This is a genomic window from Exiguobacterium sp. s5 (assembly GCF_018618075.1).
GTDB classification, from domain to species: Bacteria; Bacillota; Bacilli; order Exiguobacteriales; family Exiguobacteriaceae; genus Exiguobacterium; species Exiguobacterium mexicanum_A.
The window spans coordinates 273,886-290,687 of sequence record NZ_JACSLK010000001.1 but is presented as its reverse complement, the minus strand read 5'-3'; the positions used below and the strand labels follow the sequence as shown (position 1 = coordinate 290,687).

Here is a 16,802-nt window from a genome sequence, read left to right as displayed (position 1 = left end):
GTCCATCCCTCCTCCTATTCAGTGTAACGCAAAAACCGCCCTTCCGAAGAAGAACGGTCCCTGATTAACGAAGCGACGTGACGAGTCCCATCATCTGGTCACTCATCGACAACGCCCGTGAATTCATCTGATACGCGCGCTGCGTGATCGTCATATCGGTCATCTCTTTCGTCAAATCGACGTTCGACGATTCGAGGGTGCCTTCAATCAACAAATTGCCGAGTGGACGGTCGATGTCAGCCGCCAAGTCGGCCGCATAGACGTTGTCTCCGAGTGGACGGAGCGCCGACGTGTTGCGTACCTCGACAATATCGAGGCGGCCGAACTCTTGCTCGACGCCGTTCACGCTGGCGACGACCGTGCCGTCTTGACGGACGCGGTGCGCCGTCGCCTCGTTCGGCATGACGATCGGATTGCCGTCCGCACCAAGAAGGGCGTTCCCGTTCACGTCGACGAGCGTCGTTTGTTCACCGACCGAGAGCTGCATGTTCCCGCTCCGGGTCAATCCGACACCGTTCTCTGTCTCGACGGCGAAGAACTGGCGGCTCGCTTTCAAGAACACATCAAGGCCACGGTCCGTCTTCCGGATTTGGCCGATATTGAACTGTTGACTGATGTCAGCGACGTGGCCGCCAACGCCGATGCGAATCCCATTCGGGGTGTCGCGTCCGACTTCAAGTTCGGCACGCGGTTGATTGTCATACGCCTGCGACAAGAGCGAGGCAAAGTGGGTCTGTTCCCGCTTATAGCCGGCCGTATCGACGTTGGCGATGTTATGGCCCGTCACGTCAAGTTGACGCTGAAGCTGGGTGAGCGACGAGACCGAGTTATAGATCGATTGCATGGGCTTCCTCCTTAACGAATCCGAGCGATCTCAATGGCCCGCTCGGCACTCTTGTCATACGCTTGGACGACTTTTTGGTTCGCCTCGAACTGACGGTACGTCGTCATCAAATCGGCCATCGTCCGATCGAGGTCGACGTTCGCCTCTTCGATGAATCCTTGTTGGAATTGGACGTTCGCTGCTGGCGGTGCGTCTCCGTTGACCCGGTAATCGTTCCCGACCTGTTCGAGCGTCGCTAAGTCATTAACTTGGACGGCACCGAGTGTCGCCACATTCTCGCCGAGCGACGTGATTTGTCCGTCGCCTGACAATGTGAACTCACTTGATGGCAGCTGGATGCGCTCGCCTGCGTCAGAGAGGATATATCCGCCATCCGCCGAGCGTAAAAAACGCTCCTCGTCGACCGCGAACCGTCCATTCGTCGTATAGAGCGTCTCGCCGTTCTGTTCGACGGCGAACATGGCGGCACCCGTCGCGTCAGCCGGCACCTTCATATATACGTCGGTCGGGCTGCCCGTCTCCGAGATGCTCCCGCTCGAGAATCGAGGCATCGTCTCTTGAAGGTAGACACCTGTCGATAACGTGCCAACTTCACCTTGGACGCGTGAGCGCGCATTCCCAGGGTGGCTCACTTGGGCGAGCAACATTTCCGGGAACGAGCGAACGACGCCGTTGGACGCCTTGAATCCTGGTGTCCGGACGTTACCGAGGTTATTGCTCAAAATCTCTTGTTGGCGCTGGAGCGCGTTCATCGCGCCCGCCGCCGTATATAATCCGCGTAGCATGGTCGTCTTCCTTTCATCGTTCAAAGTCTTCACTCTGTATATCGTACCAAATGAATGTTTCATTCACCGTTTTTTGAAAAAAAGTAAAAAAACCACTTCACGATGATGAAGTGGTTTTGCATCAAGCGACGATCGGGAGTTCGACCATCATCGTCGTCCCATTCCCAAGTTCCGAACGGACACTGATCGTTCCGCCGTGCGATTCGATGATCTCTTTACAAATCGCGAGTCCGAGGCCGGTGCCTCCAATATTGCGACTCTGCTCGTTCTGGACACGGTAAAACTTATCAAACAGTCGTTCGGCATCTGCGGGTGCCACACCCATGCCTTCGTCTTCGATGGCGATCCGGATGACATCGTCCTCGCACGAGACGTTAACGGCGATATTACCGCCGTCGGGTGAATATTTAATGGCGTTGTTCAAGATATTCGAGAACACTTGGCGCAGTTGCGCCGGGTCTCCTGAGACACGGAGCGTTTCATCACAATCGAAATGGAACGCATGCAACTCGGTCGAACCGGCATGAATCTCGAGAACGTCCGACAACAGTTCGAACAAACTCTCGACTTTGAAGTCTTGCTCCGCTTTACCGGCCTCCATCTTCTGAACATCGAGCAAGTTGCTGACGAGCCGCTCGAGCCGGGTCGTCTCGCTATGAATCATGCTCAAGTAGCGTTTCCGCTTCTCTTCGTCGACGTGACGATGTTCAAGCAGTTCGGTAAAGCCGAGAATCGATGTGAGCGGGGTCCGAAGCTCGTGAGAGACCGTGGCGACGAGTTCCGTCTTCAAGCGGTCGACCTCAATCTCTTTCGTAATGTCCCGCGACACAAACATCACGCCGAAACGTTCGTCCTGTAGTTCAATTGGTTCGGCGTACATCCGTATGATACGTGTTCCCCCTTGCATCGAGTACGTAAACGTCTCATCGAAGATTCCACAGTTTTTGGCTCGATGTGTGAAACGATTTAGGCCGTCCTTGTCGTCGATTTGTTCCATAAATGGTTCGTAATACGCATCGATTGGGTACAAGCTTTGACGGTCGCCAAATGGGAATGGTTGTTCATACAGTTCAAATAAAGCCTCGTTTGCGAAGCGTTGGTTCGTGCCCACCTCGACAAAGACGATGGCGTCGCGCATCGTATGTACAATCCGGGCAGTCTTCTCTCGCTCTTTTTCAAGTTCGTCATGTTGATAGATCAACGAGCTCGACATCTCCGTAAATGACTTCGACAGTTGACCGACCTCGTTTTGGAGCGGTTTGATTGGAATGAGCGTGGCGTGCGGGTCGACCGCGAGCCGTTCACTGTTCGTAATGAGCGCCTCAAGCTGTTTCGTTAAGCGTACGATATACGGTTGCAAGCTGATGAACAGAACAAACAAAGCTCCGAGTAGAATGAGCAGCCACATCCATTGGGCTTTCGCGAGCTGTTCGGATAGTTGCTCACGCAGGCCCGTCTCTTGATAATCGAGCTCAGACCGATAGTCCGTGAACACCGATTCCATGTCGACGATGCTCGCGCTCATATCGGCCGCACTATTTGAATTAAATTTGAATCGCGTCTGATTCGATGATGCGTTGCTCGGCATGAGTTGGCCGACAGTCGCCATCTGTAAGAACGGCTCATTGACCTCTCCGTTCGCTTTAGCGACGACGTAACGCTCGAGGCCAGGCATGACCCGGGTCGTATAGATGGTAAAGAGCAACCGCGCATCGTCCGCGAACGTCGTCTCTTCGCTCGTCGCAGCGTTTTGTTCGAACCACTTCGTCTGGTCGTCGATTCGGTCTTGGGCTCGCTTGACTTCCGCTAGCAACGCGTCATCTCCGAGCAAGACGTGACCGCGCATCTCGTATTGCATCGACTGCCATGTTTCAAACAAATCGGTCGCCCGCGATCTTTGTTCACTGATCCGTTCGAGCTCGACTGTCGTTTCGCGGATTGCCTGTTGGGTATAAAAGTATGTGCCGAGTGACGTCAATGTGATTAAGGCGATCAATACGTAAAACACAGTGAGGACTTGGCGGCTAATTCGTTGTTCGATCCAGCGCTTCATATGTGGCCTTCTTTCATATCGGGGATTGATCGGATTGGATAAGTCAGTATGTTCGGCTATTCAAAAAAGTCAGTTTCGTGTACGATAAGAAAACATTCGTCACGTTTATATGTGAACGATTAGTGTCAGTATATCGTTCGTTTCTCACAAGAAACTCACAAACCACGAAGGGAATATGCAGATGACCCCTAAATCGATTGGGCTGGTCGTGTTGATGGTCTTCTTCGCGCTCGCAGGCGGCTACGCCTTGACGCGCGGACAGACGATTGACGACTCAGTCACCGTCACACAAGGAACGGCCGATTTGACCGATTCTCGTGTGACCGAACAACTCATGCGTCTCGATGGGACGTGGCGCTTTCAATCGAGCCTGCTCGAGCGAGTCGACCGCGAGTCTTATCGACAACTCCCGCATGTGACACCACACAAGATGACTACTTATGAAGCTGACATTTCACTGCCTCCCGGACAATACGCTTTGCGTGTTCCGCGTAACCACCCACATGTCAACCTTCTCATTGATGGAGAAGCTGTTTCACCCGTCTACGCATCGACAGATGAAGACCTTCGGCATGCCTACCTCGTTCTTCTGGATACGCATACCCCGACGTTCCGTCTGACGATTCAAACGGCTGAGACGAATGAGCTCTCGACTGGGATTTCCGATAGCCTGCTCATCGGTCCAACAAGCAATATGATGACCTATCATAATCAATACTTCAGTTATGAGTTCGTGATTATCCTCATCTCGCTCCTCATTTTTTCATTCTACGCAATCGTTTGGCTGTTCCATCGTAAGGAATCACTCTATTTATATGGAGCTGCTTTCTTTTTCCTCGTCAGCGTCTCGCTTATGACGAGTGATCAAATGATCGTATTCGAAATCGTCCCTATGATGTCTTACGTTTTGGCCCATAAATTAAATTTGATTACGGCATTACTAAGTGTCGCGATGTTAATCAACTTTGCGTTACGTCTCGAACGCGTCCCGTTTCGGCACTTTTTGAAATACGCGTCCTACCCGTTCTATGCGTTCAGCCTGATCGCCTTGGTGCTGCCAGAAGGTGCACACTCGACGTTCGACCAATTCCCTTGGGTGTATGTCCTGTTCATCACGTTTTTCTGGACCGGGCTGAACATCAATTGGCTGTTCGAACGAAAAAACGACGGCTATCCGTTCGAATTTCTCGTGTTCACGATCTCACTCATCATCGGCTATGTCGGCCAGTTGATCAACGTTCTGATTGACCACCCGAACCAAGAACTGTATACGAGCGTCATGTCGCTCATTTACTTCCTGCTCATGTTCACGTTGCTCCCGATTCACTTGTCGACGGATAAACGGCAAAAGCGTGAAGTGCAGACGTTCGCCAACCAAAGTGAGATTTCGTTCTTCAACGCCCAAATCAAGCCACACTTCCTATACAACACGTTCGGGAACGTGATTGCGCTCTGTTACACGGCACCGACCGAGGCGGCACGTTTGCTCAGTCATTTGAGCACATATGTCCGCTTCATCTTCGAGAACGGGCGGACCGAGAACGATATCTCGCTCAAGCAAGAACTCGACGTCATCGACTCGTATTTGATGATCGAGCAGACTCGCTTCAATGATGCATTCACCATCACGAAAGATATCGACGAATCCGTCCTCAACGCCTCGATTCCACCGCTGTTATTGCAACCGCTCGTCGAGAACGCGGTCCAGCATGGGTTGATGAAACAACCAGGCATCAAACGGCTCATGTTGTCGGTCCAGTCCTCAGATGATGCAATCGATATCCGGATTGCCGATAACGGGATTGGCTTCAACCCGAGTCCGCACGTGAGACGATCGACTGGAATCGGCATCTCGAACGTCAAGAATCGGATCGACTTCTTGCCTGGTGCCACGTTTAAATTAAATTCTGAACCAGGAGTCGGCACGCATGTGCATATCCGACTCCCAAAACGAGAGAGGATGAACGAGCAACATGCGCACGATTTTGATTGAAGATGAACACCATATTTTAAGGATGATGGAGCGCCTCATCCAAGCCGAACCGAATTTGAAATGGATGGGGTCGTTCCATGATCCGTTCCAAGCGCTTGAATTTTTAGCAGACCAGGAAGTCGATCTTGTCTTTCTCGATATCGAGATGCCCCAGATGAACGGTCTCGATTTCGCCAAACGTTTGCCCGAGACGACTCAAGTCGTCTTCACGACGGCGCACAGCCAATACGCGGTCGATGCGTTCAACCTGCAAGCGACGCACTATCTGCTCAAGCCGATCACCGAACAGATGATTCACGATTTGATTCCACGCGTCTCGAAGCGATACAAGGAGACAATGTCGACCGAGCATCACCGGACGTGTACGATTCAATGTCTCGATCACTTCTCGGTCAAGACGCAAGACGGCGACCTCGTCAAATGGCCGACACAAAAGACCGAGGAACTGTTCGCCTACTTGATTTTCCATCGTGATAAAGTCGTCAACAAGTGGCTGATCGCCGAGACGCTGTACCCGGACATCGACGAGCCGCAACGTGCGCTCCACAATGTCTATAACCTCGTCTATCGTTTGAAGAAGACGCTCGCCGAGTACGATTTGAGCATCTCGGTCCAGACGATCAATAACGGCTACTCGCTTCACTTGGACGACGTCTGTCTATGCGATTACCATGATTGGCTGGACGCGAAGCACAAACCGTTCCCACAAGCAGATTTGAACGCCCGTCTCTTCGTCGACAAAGACTATACGTGGCATTGAAAAAGAGCTTGTCCCGATTCAGGAGAAGCTCAACTCGTTGACCACTATGAAACATCCTGCTCGTCTTTCGGCGCCCACGCTTTCCGCAGGCAATCCCGGAGCCGCATCGCGACTCACGTCGCTGCTGGGTCTCCGTCGGATTGTTTTCCTGTCGGAGTCGGGGCGCCTTTGACGAGCAACGCGAACGGTCGCCTTCAGGCGGCCGTTTTTCATGTCTATCGCTCTTCATTCACATAACGATCATTGAACACAAGAGACGGCAACTATACATCGTCGCCCCCATTCAAAACGAACCAACTCGCTGTTTGGCGAATCGGTTCGTTCACAACCCGAGCTTGTCCCGACCTATGGGACAAGCTCTTTTTAACGGCCGACGAAGCCGCCATCGACGTGAAGATGTTGTCCGTTGACCCACGCCCCGTCCGGCCCCATGAGGAACGCGATATAGCGGGCCGTGTCCTCAGGTGTGCCGACGCGTCTATGCGGGAATAGCGGTACGAGCTGCTCACGGAGCGCGTCATCAATCCAACCCGAATCGGTCGGACCCGGGTCGAGCGCGTTCACAGAGATTCCGTACTGCCCGACCCCATTGGCCAGTGCCGGCGTGATGGCGATCAGCATGCCCTTTGTGGCGATATAGGCCAGGTTGGACGCATCCGCGCCCCCGGACACCATGAACAAGATGCGTCCGTCCGTATGCCCCGCTTGTTTGTATCGCTCGATGAAGGCGAACGTCAGGCCGAGCGTTCCTTCGTTATTGACGAGATAATGGCGACGGAGCGTCTCGGTCGAGAACGTATCGACACTCACGTGCCGCTCATACGTCGCGTTGTTAATGAGACGGCTCGGAGTACCGAGCGCCGCTTCGACGCGGTCGAGCAGCCCTTCTGCCTCTCCAGACGACAAATCATACGCCTCGTGTGCGACGCGGGCGCCTGAGGCCCGTAATTCGTCGACAAAGCCGTCGATGAAGTCGGGTTCCGCTCCGACGCCTTCCGTGCCGTCAAACGGGCTCCAGTGCGTCATATACAAGTCGTGGCCTGCCATAGCCAGTTTTCGCGCGATGGCCGCCCCGATGCCTTGCGTCCGGCTGACACCGGTAATGAGTGTGAGTGGTCGTGTCATTCAATCATCCCCTTTACTCCTTAATTGGTGAGAAAATACGGTCCCCAGTCCGCTTCGTGCGGGATGACATACGTCCACATGTAAGCCGGATCGACGATATAGATATCCGCGTAGTCCATGGTCTCGACAATCAAGTCTCTCCTAGTGAGTGGTTTTGCTTGCGTCAAATCGAGCTCGAGCACATCGTTCGAGTGTTGAAAAAAGAGGATCGCTTTCCACTTTCCGGCCCGTTCGAACGCGTGATCAGCAGCCGTTCCGACGAGACAGCTGTCAGTCCTTGCCACGATATCCTCCCACAAATAAGGAGAAAGCCGTGTCGGCTGTTCTGGTCGTATGAAGTGTGCCACCCATGTCTGACGCGCTTCTTGGCCCCGTTCTTCAACCTCTGTGACCTCGACCCCTTTCGCCGTCAATCGCTCAATCAATGGATTCATCTGCACCCCTCCCCCTTTAGTCTATCCATTTACAGGAAATTCGGACAGTCTTGAATGCAAAAAAGGCACGACGCCTGCAGACGTCGTACCTCTATCTCGTATTACTTCAAACGATCTAAATGCTCGAGCATGATGCCCGTGCCGTGTGCGACGCTGAGCGTCGGCTCTTCGGCGATCATGACGGGCAACCCGACACGCTCGGCCACGAGCTGGTCGATGCCGTGGAGGAGCGAGCCGCCACCTGTCATGATGATGCCGCGGTCGATGATATCGGCCGCAAGTTCCGGAGGCGTCTGTTCGAGGACGCGCTTCGTCGCTTCGACGATTTCATTCGCCGATTCGGCCATCGCTTCACGGAGTTCTTCCGACGTAATCGTTACCGTACGCGGAAGCCCACGCACCATGTCACGACCGCGAATATCCATCGTCTCGTTACGTCCCCCTGGGAAGACCGTCGCAATCTCTTTCTTGATTTGCTCGGCCGTCCGCTCACCGATGACGAGCTTATGCTTGTCCTTGATGGCGCGGAGGATGTCCGTATCGAAACGGTCTCCGGCGATTTTGATCGTTTCACCGCAGACGATATCGCCCATCGAGAGGATGGCAACGTCTGTCGTCCCGCCACCGATGTCGACGATCATATGACCGACCGGCTTCCAGATGTCCATGCCCGAACCGACCGCTGCTGCCTTCGGTTCTACGGCGAGGAAGACCTCTTTCGCGCCGGCCTTCTCGGCCGCCTCACGGATCGCTTTCGCTTCAACCGGTGTCACGTTTGCCGGTGTACAGATGAGCATGCGGATGCCGCCAAAGAAACCGCGGACTTGGATCTTCTCGACGAAATGGCGAAGCATTTCTTCGGTTGTCGCGAAGTCAGCGATGACCCCATCACGGAGTGGACGGATGGCGACGATGTCACCTGGCGTACGTCCGACCATCTGATACGCTTCCGTTCCGACAGCGAGTACTTTCCCTGTCGAACGCTTGATGGCAACGACGGATGGCTCGTCGAGGACGATGCCTCGACCTTTGACGTGGATGACGACGTTTGCTGTTCCTAAATCAATCCCGATATCTTTTGAAAACATGGTGTGTAGGTTCCTCCGTTCGTTACTTCATTGAAAAGAGCGAGAAGAGTCTCTCCTCGCTCCTATGAGTCTATTAATTAGTTCTTGACCATTTCTTCGGCAACTTCGACGTTCCCTTGGATTCGCTCGATGTCAGCACCAAGCGCTTGCAATTTTTTGTGGAAGTCGACGTAGCCACGGTCGATGTGGTAGAGATCGCCAACACGTGTCTCTTCGTCCGCGATGAGTCCCGCGAGGACGAGGGCTGCACCGGCACGAAGGTCAGTCGAGACGACTTCAGCACCTTGGAGGCGAACGCCGCCTTTGATGATCGCCGAGCGTCCTTCGATTTTAATGTCTGCGTTCATACGGCGGAATTCTTCGACGTGCATGAAGCGGTTCTCGAACACTGTTTCGGTGATGACCGATGTGCCGCCAGCTTTCAAGACGAGCGCCATCATTTGTGCTTGGATGTCAGTCGGGAAACCAGGGTGTGGCATCGTCTTCACGTCGACCGGCTTCAACACATCCGGTGCGATGACACGCATGCCTTCTGACGTATCCTCGAACTTGACGCCCATTTCTTCCATCTTCGAGATGAGTGGGCGAAGGTGCTCGCGCTCAGCGCCGATGACTTCGATGTCGCCACCTGTGATCGCTCCAGCAACGAGGAACGTACCGGCTTCGATGCGGTCAGGGATGATTGAATGCTCGGCACCATGGAGTTTCTCCACGCCTTCGATTCGAATCGTTTCTGTACCGGCACCACGGACGTGTGCGCCCATACCGTTCAAGAAGTTGGCAAGGTCGACGATTTCAGGTTCTTTGGCGACGTTTTCGATGACCGTTGTTCCTTCAGCAAGGACTGCCGCCATCATGATGTTCTCTGTCGCGCCGACAGATGGGAAGTCCAAGTAGATCTTCGCACCTTTCAAGCGACCGTCGACCGAAGCTTCGACGAAACCGTTGCCGATGACCGTCTTCGCGCCCATTGCCTCGAAGCCTTTTAAGTGGAGGTCAATCGGACGTGACCCGATCGAGCAACCGCCTGGCATTGCGACACGCGCATGCCCAAGACGAGCAAGGAGAGGACCCATAACAAGGATCGAGGCACGCATCTTGCGGACGTACTCAAGCGGCGCCTCGTCTTTGATTGTGCCCGACGCATCGACAGTGACTTCGTTATTCGCTTCGTCAAACGCAACCTCTGCACCGAGGTGGCGAAGTACTTTGTTAATCGTGTACACATCAGCGAGGCGTGGCACGTTTTGAAGTACCGACTTTCCTTCGCTTGCTAAAAGAGTGGCAACCAATGTTTTGAGTACGGCGTTTTTAGCTCCTTCAACACGCACAGTACCTGACAATTTACGTCCTCCACGGACTACAATCAAATCCTTCATATCTCTCTTTGTCCTCCAACTTCGTTGTTTTTTTGTTTTATACGTCGATATCCGCTACCGGATGTGGTTATGTCGATTACTACGATGGTTTGTAACACGTGACGCTTCATCAGAGAGAAAAATAATAATAAAAGCACTCATGAAATTCTGATGAAAAATTCGTCATGTCAGACGAATTTATCCTACACGATAAACATATAAGAAACGTTACAGCAGGATTACAGTTTAGTAATCGTTTCCCTGCCTACTGTAATGGTGCGAGCGCCTGGGCCAATCGGATATACTCCAAAAAGAACTGGGCGATCAGTGAACCGAAGACGACGGCCACGAGGACACGCAAGACTGCTGCTTGCGGACTCCTCACTTGATTGAGCAAGCGGTCCCATTTGACCGGCATGAGTGCCCACCAAGCGACGTAGATCGCTACGACGTAAATGACGAGCGATAACACGGTGTTCAACATCGACGATTCCCCTCTTTTCAAAAATTCGTACCATTTTTAATCATAGCATGTCACGTCAGAGAAAAAAAGACTTAGCGTTTAAGTGAGTGGTGGAATGGGTTCATCCGATCAACTCGCTTTCTCTCCATAAACCGCATACAAAAAGGAACGTCAATCGGCGCATGGCCTTAGTACAGTAATTGACGTCCCTTCAACATTTCAAACATTATTCACTTCGCCATCATACGTTTGGCTCCATCGAATCGCCTCGACATAGTAACGTGACAAGTCAGGCGCTGTCTCCTCGACAGGCACGGTCAACTGCTCGTAGGCGAGGACCATGTCGAGTAAACCGCGCAACTCGTTGTCTTCTCCGAGGAGCGCTGCCTTGACGATGGGTTCGACCGGCAGCTCCGAGACGAGCGTCTGCATCTCCTCATCCAAAATCACATCGAGCGACGAGAAGATCCCGGTGATGAACGCATCGAACGCCGTCACTTGCGGCAACGTCTCGGCGGCGATCAGCTCCATCATCTTGCCCCGGATCACACTCTGTTTAATCAATTCTTTCGATTCGGACGTCTGCAGCTCCCGAAGCAACATCAAGTACGACCAGCGCCGCATCTCATCGAGACCGATTCGTGCGACGGCCTGCTCAATCGATTGAATCGTATGACGACCTTTCTGATAGACCGTGTTGACCGAACGCAACATCTTATACGACAAATCCACACTGCGTTCGATTTGGCTCGCGATGCGGCGGAAGTTCGGCTCTGGCGTATCGAGCTCTTTCAACACTTCGACGAGCGTATGCCGGAGCGGATGAACCTCGGCACCGTGGACGACCGTCGGCCGGCTGAAGAAATAACCTTGGAACATGTGATAGCCGAGTTTTTTGGCGATCTCATATTCAAACGGCGTCTCAATCTTTTCCGCTAAAAATTCGACGCGATGCCCGAGCGCATCGATCAGCCGCTTCTGTTGGTCGATCGGCGTTGCTTGATAATCGATTTTAATGATATCGGCGAGCCCGATGAGCGGTCGATACTTCTCTTCGAACACGAAGTCGTCGAGGGCGATCGTATAACCTTTCCGGCGCAAGGAGCGCAAGGCGGCCAATACTTTCTCTGTCGGCTCGACGTGTTCGAGCACTTCGACGACGAGTGTCTGCCGTGGCAACAAAGCCGGCACTTCGCTCTCAATCAAATTTTGTGGAAAGTTGATGAACGCCCGCGTCCCTTCCGTCAACTCCCGAAAGTTGAAGACGAGATAGGCATTATGTATCACGTCGGCGGTCGCGAGTGCGTCATCGACGTGTTCAAATATATTTTTCTCGCTGCGGCGATATAACAGTTCATAGCCACAGACGCGTAATTTCTGATCAAAGATCGGTTGGCGCGCAACATAAACTTTCATTCCCTTTAGCTCCTTTACCGTAGTTCCCACCTATATTATCGGATAAGGCGCCCCTCCCTTCCACTATTTGGGCGTGAAACTTCTGATGCTTTTGACCTATATATATAGAAGGAACGTAATCTATTCGGTCTAGACGCAAAAAAATCTCCCCTGCGGCTGCAGGAGAGATGTTGGTTATTCTTTGATATCGCGAATGCTCAAGCGGTTGATCGCTTTTTTGAGCGCGAGCTCCGCGCGACGGAATTCGAGGTCCGAGAGCTTCGTGTCTTGGAGACGACGCTCGGCACGAACTTTCGCCGCAGAAGCGCGGTCGTAGTCGATTTTATCCGCCATTTCGGCTGTTTCAGCTAAGATCGTCACCGTGTCGGGACGAACTTCCATGAAACCGCCGCTGAGTGCGATCAGCGTGCGTCCACCATCTTCGTGGCGCAGTTTGAGAACTGAGATGTCGAGCGGTGTCACCATCGGGATGTGTTTCGGTAAGATACCGAGTTCACCAGTCACCGATTTTGCGACGACCATCCGTGCCTCGCCCTCATAGGCTGCACCATCCGGGGTGACGACGTTGACGTGAAGAGTATTCATCGTCTAGTTTCCCCCTTCCGTGTAGGTCTTAGACCAACGTCTTCGCTTTTTCGATGACGTCTTCGATTGGACCAACGAGACGGAATGCATCTTCTGGAAGATCATCGTGTTTACCATCGAGGATCTCTTTGAAGCCGCGGACTGTCTCTTTAACTGGTACGTACGAACCTTTTTGGCCTGTGAACTGCTCAGCCACGTGGAAGTTTTGTGACAAGAAGAACTGAATGCGACGTGCACGGTGAACCGTGAGCTTATCGTCTTCAGACAACTCGTCCATACCGAGGATTGCGATGATATCTTGAAGCTCTTTGTAACGTTGAAGCGTCTGCTGGACGTTACGGGCTACTTCGTAGTGCTCTGGTCCGACGATGTCAGGCGAGAGGGCACGTGAAGTCGATGCGAGCGGGTCAACGGCTGGGTAAATCCCCATCTCCGAAAGACGACGCTCCAAGTTAGTCGTTGCATCAAGGTGAGCGAACGTTGTCGCTGGAGCCGGGTCAGTATAGTCATCGGCTGGTACGTATACGGCTTGAATCGATGTAACCGATCCTTTAGCTGTTGACGTGATCCGCTCTTGAAGCATACCCATTTCCGTCGCGAGTGTCGGCTGGTAACCTACGGCAGATGGCATCCGACCGAGAAGGGCCGAAACTTCCGAACCTGCCTGTGTGAAACGGAAGATGTTATCGACGAAGAGAAGAACGTCTTGTCCTTGCTCATCGCGGAAGTATTCTGCCATTGTAAGACCCGTCAAGGCTACGCGAAGACGCGCGCCCGGCGGCTCGTTCATCTGACCGAAGACCATCGCCGTTTGCTTGATAACGCCTGAGTCCGTCATCTCGTGGAACAAGTCATTTCCTTCACGCGTACGCTCGCCGACTCCTGCGAATACAGAAATCCCGCTGTGCTCTTGCGCGATGTTGTTGATGAGTTCCTGGATGAGAACGGTTTTACCTACACCGGCACCACCGAAGAGGCCGATTTTACCACCTTTGATGTAAGGCGCGAGAAGGTCGACGACTTTGATCCCTGTTTCCAAGATCTCAACTTTTGTCGACAATTCATCGAACGTCGGTGCGAGACGGTGGATTGGTGACCGACGGACAGTCGGTGATACTTCTTTATCGTCAATCGGGTTACCGAGTACGTTGAAGACACGACCGAGCGTCTCTTCTCCGACCGGTACTGAAATCGGTGAACCTAAGTCAAGTACTTCCATGCCGCGGCGAACGCCGTCCGTTGAGTCCATCGCAATCGTACGGACCGTGTCATCCCCAAGGTGAATCGCCACCTCGAGCGTCAAGTCGACACTGACATCTTGCGCCGATTCAGCCACATGCGTGACTTTAAGGGCGTTGTAGATGTTCGGTAAGTGGTTGTCGAACTTAACGTCGATAACTGGGCCCATGACTGCGACTACGCGGCCTTTCATGCCGTATTCGTTCATCGTGTTAGCCTCCTACAATCTAGAGGGCGTGCGCTTATTCAAGCGCAGCCGCACCTCCGACAATCTCTGTGATTTCTTGTGTGATCGCCGCTTGACGCGCGCGGTTGAACTTGAGCTTGAGTCCACGGATGAGTTCATCCGCGTTGTCCGTCGCGTTCGACATCGCCGTCATCCGAGCCGCGTGCTCCGATACTTTCGCATCGAGGAGCGCGCCATAGATGAGTCCTTCCGCGTAACGCGGGAGGAGCGCTGCTAAGATCGTTTCTTCTTCTGGTTCGTATTCATACATCACATTAGATGCGGTCTGTTCGATATTCCCAAGCGGAAGCAATCGATCGATCTTCACTTCTTGGCTGATGACAGAGATGAATGAGTTGTAGCAAAGCTTCAATTCATCGATCTCGCCTTCACTGAACGCGCCGACCGTCTGTTTGACGATCTCTGCGACTTCAACGAATGATGGCTGGTCGTTGAGTCCTGTCATGGCACTGTACACCGGAATGTTACGGGCCTTGAAGAACTGAACGCCGACCTTCCCGATCACGTACAGACGGTATTCGTCTGTTGAACCGTGTTTGGCTTTCAACTCGCGATACACGTCACGAAGGACGCTGGCGTTGTATCCACCAGCAAGTCCGCGGTCTGACGTGATGACGATATAGCCGGTCCGTTTAACGGGACGGACTTGAAGCATCGGGTGTGTTGCGCCTGAAGTACCGCCGGCAATCGACGAGATGACTTCCTGCAACTTGGTCATGTACGGCTTGAAGTTGGCGTTGCTCCCTTGAGCGCGGTTCAATTTCGAGGCCGACACCATGTTCATCGCTTTCGTGATTTGCTTCGTGCTTTGGGTCGAGGTGATCCGCATCTGGATCTCACGTAATGATGCCATTTCGATTCACCACCTTAATAGACGCTCGTCACCGGATTAAACCGATGGCGAGAACGTCTTTTTGAATTCCGTAAGTGCATCGACCATCGCCTCGTCAGCAGGAAGGTTTCCTGTTTGACGGATTTCACGGCAGAGGTCCGCACGGTTTTGGTCGAGCCATGCGTTCATTTCTTTTTCGAAACGACGGATGTCTTCGACTGGGACGTCATCGAGATGACCTTTCGTGAGAGCGTAGATGATGATTACTTGCTTGTCGACCGAAAGCGGTGCGTTCAAGTCTTGTTTCAAGACTTCAACAGTCCGTTGTCCACGGTTGAGCTTCGCTTGTGTCGCTTTGTCGAGGTCCGACCCGAACTGGGCGAACGCTTCGAGCTCACGGTATGACGCGAGGTCAAGACGGAGCGTACCGGCAACTTTCTTCATCGCTTTCACTTGAGCCGAACCACCAACACGCGATACCGAGAGACCGGCGTTGATCGCTGGACGTACCCCTGAGAAGAAGAGGTCCGACTGAAGGAAGATTTGACCGTCTGTGATCGAGATTACGTTCGTCGGGATGTAAGCCGAGATATCCGACGCTTGTGTCTCGATGAACGGAAGTGCTGTCAATGAACCGCCGCCGAGTTCGTCGTTCAACTTCGCCGCACGCTCAAGAAGGCGTGAGTGGAGGTAGAAGACATCCCCTGGGTAGGCTTCGCGGCCTGGAGGACGACGGAGAAGAAGCGAGAGCTCACGATAAGCTGCCGCTTGTTTCGAGAGGTCATCATACACGACGAGGACGTGTTGTCCGCGGTCCATGAAGTACTCACCCATCGATACCCCAGCGAATGGTGCGAGGTAAAGAAGTGGGGCTGGCTGTGAAGCCGATGCCGAAACAACGATCGTGTAATCGAGGGCGCCGTTTTGACGGAGCGTCTCAACTACGCCACGGACAGTCGATTCTTTCTGACCGATTGCGACGTAGATACAGACCATGTTTTCTTCTTTTTGGTTGATGATCGCGTCGATTGCGATCGAAGTCTTACCAGTTTGACGGTCACCGATGATGAGCTCACGCTGACCGCGACCGATTGGTACGAGGGCGTCAATCGCCTTAATCCCAGTTTGGAGCGGTTCGTGAACTGACTTACGGGCCATAACGCCGTAAGCTTTACGCTCGATCGGGTTGTATGTGTCCGTCACGATCGGTCCGAGACCGTCGATTGGTTGTCCGAGCGGGTTGACGACGCGTCCGAGGAGCGCTTCACCGACTGGAACTTCCATGATGCGGCCCGTACGTTTTACCGAGTCGCCTTCTTTGATGCCTTTGTAGTCGCCAAGGATGATAATCCCGACGTTACCTTCTTCTAAGTTTTGCGCCAAGCCCATTACGCCGTTAGAGAACTCTACGAGTTCCCCCGCCATAACGTTATCGAGTCCGTATGCACGAGCGATACCGTCACCTACTTGAATGACTGTACCTGTCTCACTGACTTCGATTTCAGAACCGTACGAAGCGATCCGCTCTTTTAGCAGGGCGCTGATTTCTTCAGCTTTGATCGTCATTGAATTCACCCCTA

15 protein-coding genes are annotated in these 16,802 nt (G+C 53.1%); 2 read left to right on the top strand and 13 right to left on the bottom strand.

The features are described 5' to 3' along the window. Positions 1-64: 64 nt before the first annotated feature. The 3 genes from KNP60_RS01620 to KNP60_RS01610 all read right to left on the bottom strand — a co-directional run bounded on the left by KNP60_RS01620 (position 65) and on the right by KNP60_RS01610 (position 3,682). Complete coding sequence (locus tag KNP60_RS01620; RefSeq protein WP_214753718.1) at positions 65-844, bottom strand: flagellar hook-basal body protein; 780 nt, start codon at positions 842-844, stop codon at positions 65-67. 11 nt (positions 845-855) lie between these two features. Further along, positions 856-1,629, bottom strand: coding sequence for a flagellar hook-basal body protein (locus KNP60_RS01615; protein WP_214796725.1), 774 nt, complete (start codon positions 1,627-1,629; stop codon positions 856-858). A 121-nt stretch (positions 1,630-1,750) separates the two neighbouring features. Then, positions 1,751-3,682, bottom strand: a complete 1,932-nt coding sequence (locus KNP60_RS01610) for an ATP-binding protein (protein WP_214796723.1) — start codon at positions 3,680-3,682, stop codon at positions 1,751-1,753. A gap of 181 nt (positions 3,683-3,863) precedes the next feature. Here KNP60_RS01610 and KNP60_RS01605 point away from each other — a divergent pair, with 181 nt between their 5' ends. Further along, the gene (locus KNP60_RS01605) at positions 3,864-5,675 is read left to right on the top strand and encodes a sensor histidine kinase (protein ID WP_214796721.1); all 1,812 of its coding nucleotides are present in this window, start codon (positions 3,864-3,866) and stop codon (positions 5,673-5,675) included. After that, positions 5,656-6,435: a response regulator gene (locus tag KNP60_RS01600; protein ID WP_214796719.1), complete on the top strand. Its 780-nt coding sequence runs from the start codon at positions 5,656-5,658 to the stop codon at positions 6,433-6,435. Before KNP60_RS01605 ends, KNP60_RS01600 begins: the two co-directional genes overlap by 20 nt. 363 nt (positions 6,436-6,798) lie before the next feature. Here the strand turns inward: KNP60_RS01600 and KNP60_RS01595 are convergent, their stop codons facing one another. From KNP60_RS01595 to atpA, 10 genes are all read right to left on the bottom strand, one after another. After that, on the bottom strand, positions 6,799-7,560 hold the full coding sequence (locus KNP60_RS01595; protein ID WP_214796717.1) for an SDR family oxidoreductase: 762 nt from the start codon (positions 7,558-7,560) through the stop codon (positions 6,799-6,801). 20 nt (positions 7,561-7,580) lie between these two features. Beyond that, entirely contained in the window at positions 7,581-7,994 is a 414-nt protein-coding gene (locus KNP60_RS01590; protein WP_214796715.1) for a DUF4275 family protein, read from the bottom strand. A gap of 101 nt (positions 7,995-8,095) precedes the next feature. Next, on the bottom strand, positions 8,096-9,082 hold the full coding sequence (mreB, locus tag KNP60_RS01585; protein WP_021066145.1) for a rod shape-determining protein: 987 nt from the start codon (positions 9,080-9,082) through the stop codon (positions 8,096-8,098). Positions 9,083-9,159: 77 nt separating this feature from the next. Next, the gene (gene murA / locus KNP60_RS01580) at positions 9,160-10,461 is read right to left on the bottom strand and encodes a UDP-N-acetylglucosamine 1-carboxyvinyltransferase (RefSeq protein WP_029594691.1); all 1,302 of its coding nucleotides are present in this window, start codon (positions 10,459-10,461) and stop codon (positions 9,160-9,162) included. Between the two features lie 244 nt (positions 10,462-10,705). Beyond that, the gene (locus KNP60_RS01575) at positions 10,706-10,924 is read right to left on the bottom strand and encodes a DUF1146 family protein (RefSeq protein WP_021066143.1); all 219 of its coding nucleotides are present in this window, start codon (positions 10,922-10,924) and stop codon (positions 10,706-10,708) included. Between the two features lie 198 nt (positions 10,925-11,122). Next, positions 11,123-12,319: an EAL and HDOD domain-containing protein gene (locus tag KNP60_RS01570; RefSeq protein WP_214753706.1), complete on the bottom strand. Its 1,197-nt coding sequence runs from the start codon at positions 12,317-12,319 to the stop codon at positions 11,123-11,125. Between the two features lie 174 nt (positions 12,320-12,493). Next, positions 12,494-12,904, bottom strand: coding sequence for a F0F1 ATP synthase subunit epsilon (locus tag KNP60_RS01565; RefSeq protein WP_021066141.1), 411 nt, complete (start codon positions 12,902-12,904; stop codon positions 12,494-12,496). Between the two features lie 28 nt (positions 12,905-12,932). Further along, the gene (gene atpD / locus KNP60_RS01560; protein WP_021066140.1) at positions 12,933-14,351 is read right to left on the bottom strand and encodes a F0F1 ATP synthase subunit beta; all 1,419 of its coding nucleotides are present in this window, start codon (positions 14,349-14,351) and stop codon (positions 12,933-12,935) included. A 34-nt stretch (positions 14,352-14,385) separates the two neighbouring features. After that, positions 14,386-15,243, bottom strand: a complete 858-nt coding sequence (gene atpG, locus KNP60_RS01555) for an ATP synthase F1 subunit gamma (protein ID WP_021066139.1) — start codon at positions 15,241-15,243, stop codon at positions 14,386-14,388. Between the two features lie 36 nt (positions 15,244-15,279). Further along, positions 15,280-16,788, bottom strand: coding sequence for a F0F1 ATP synthase subunit alpha (atpA, locus tag KNP60_RS01550; RefSeq protein WP_029594689.1), 1,509 nt, complete (start codon positions 16,786-16,788; stop codon positions 15,280-15,282). Positions 16,789-16,802 lie beyond the last annotated feature (14 nt).

Bases quoted from the DNA above. Each gene is read 5' to 3' on its own strand.
- KNP60_RS01595 (WP_214796717.1), bottom strand. From the start codon at position 7,560: ATGACACGACCACTCACACTCATTACCGGTGTCAGCCGGACGCAAGGC.
- mreB (WP_021066145.1), bottom strand. From the start codon at position 9,082: ATGTTTTCAAAAGATATCGGGATTGATTTAGGAACAGCAAACGTCGTC.
- atpD (WP_021066140.1), bottom strand. From the start codon at position 14,351: ATGAACGAATACGGCATGAAAGGCCGCGTAGTCGCAGTCATGGGCCCA.
- KNP60_RS01600 (WP_214796719.1), top strand. From the start codon at position 5,656: ATGCGCACGATTTTGATTGAAGATGAACACCATATTTTAAGGATGATG.
- KNP60_RS01575 (WP_021066143.1), bottom strand. From the start codon at position 10,924: ATGTTGAACACCGTGTTATCGCTCGTCATTTACGTCGTAGCGATCTAC.
- KNP60_RS01565 (WP_021066141.1), bottom strand. From the start codon at position 12,904: ATGAATACTCTTCACGTCAACGTCGTCACCCCGGATGGTGCAGCCTAT.
- KNP60_RS01615 (WP_214796725.1), bottom strand. From the start codon at position 1,629: ATGCTACGCGGATTATATACGGCGGCGGGCGCGATGAACGCGCTCCAG.
- KNP60_RS01610 (WP_214796723.1), bottom strand. From the start codon at position 3,682: ATGAAGCGCTGGATCGAACAACGAATTAGCCGCCAAGTCCTCACTGTG.
- murA (WP_029594691.1), bottom strand. From the start codon at position 10,461: ATGAAGGATTTGATTGTAGTCCGTGGAGGACGTAAATTGTCAGGTACT.
- KNP60_RS01605 (WP_214796721.1), top strand. From the start codon at position 3,864: ATGACCCCTAAATCGATTGGGCTGGTCGTGTTGATGGTCTTCTTCGCG.
- KNP60_RS01590 (WP_214796715.1), bottom strand. From the start codon at position 7,994: ATGAATCCATTGATTGAGCGATTGACGGCGAAAGGGGTCGAGGTCACA.
- KNP60_RS01620 (WP_214753718.1), bottom strand. From the start codon at position 844: ATGCAATCGATCTATAACTCGGTCTCGTCGCTCACCCAGCTTCAGCGT.
- KNP60_RS01570 (WP_214753706.1), bottom strand. From the start codon at position 12,319: ATGAAAGTTTATGTTGCGCGCCAACCGATCTTTGATCAGAAATTACGC.
- atpG (WP_021066139.1), bottom strand. From the start codon at position 15,243: ATGGCATCATTACGTGAGATCCAGATGCGGATCACCTCGACCCAAAGC.
- atpA (WP_029594689.1), bottom strand. From the start codon at position 16,788: ATGACGATCAAAGCTGAAGAAATCAGCGCCCTGCTAAAAGAGCGGATC.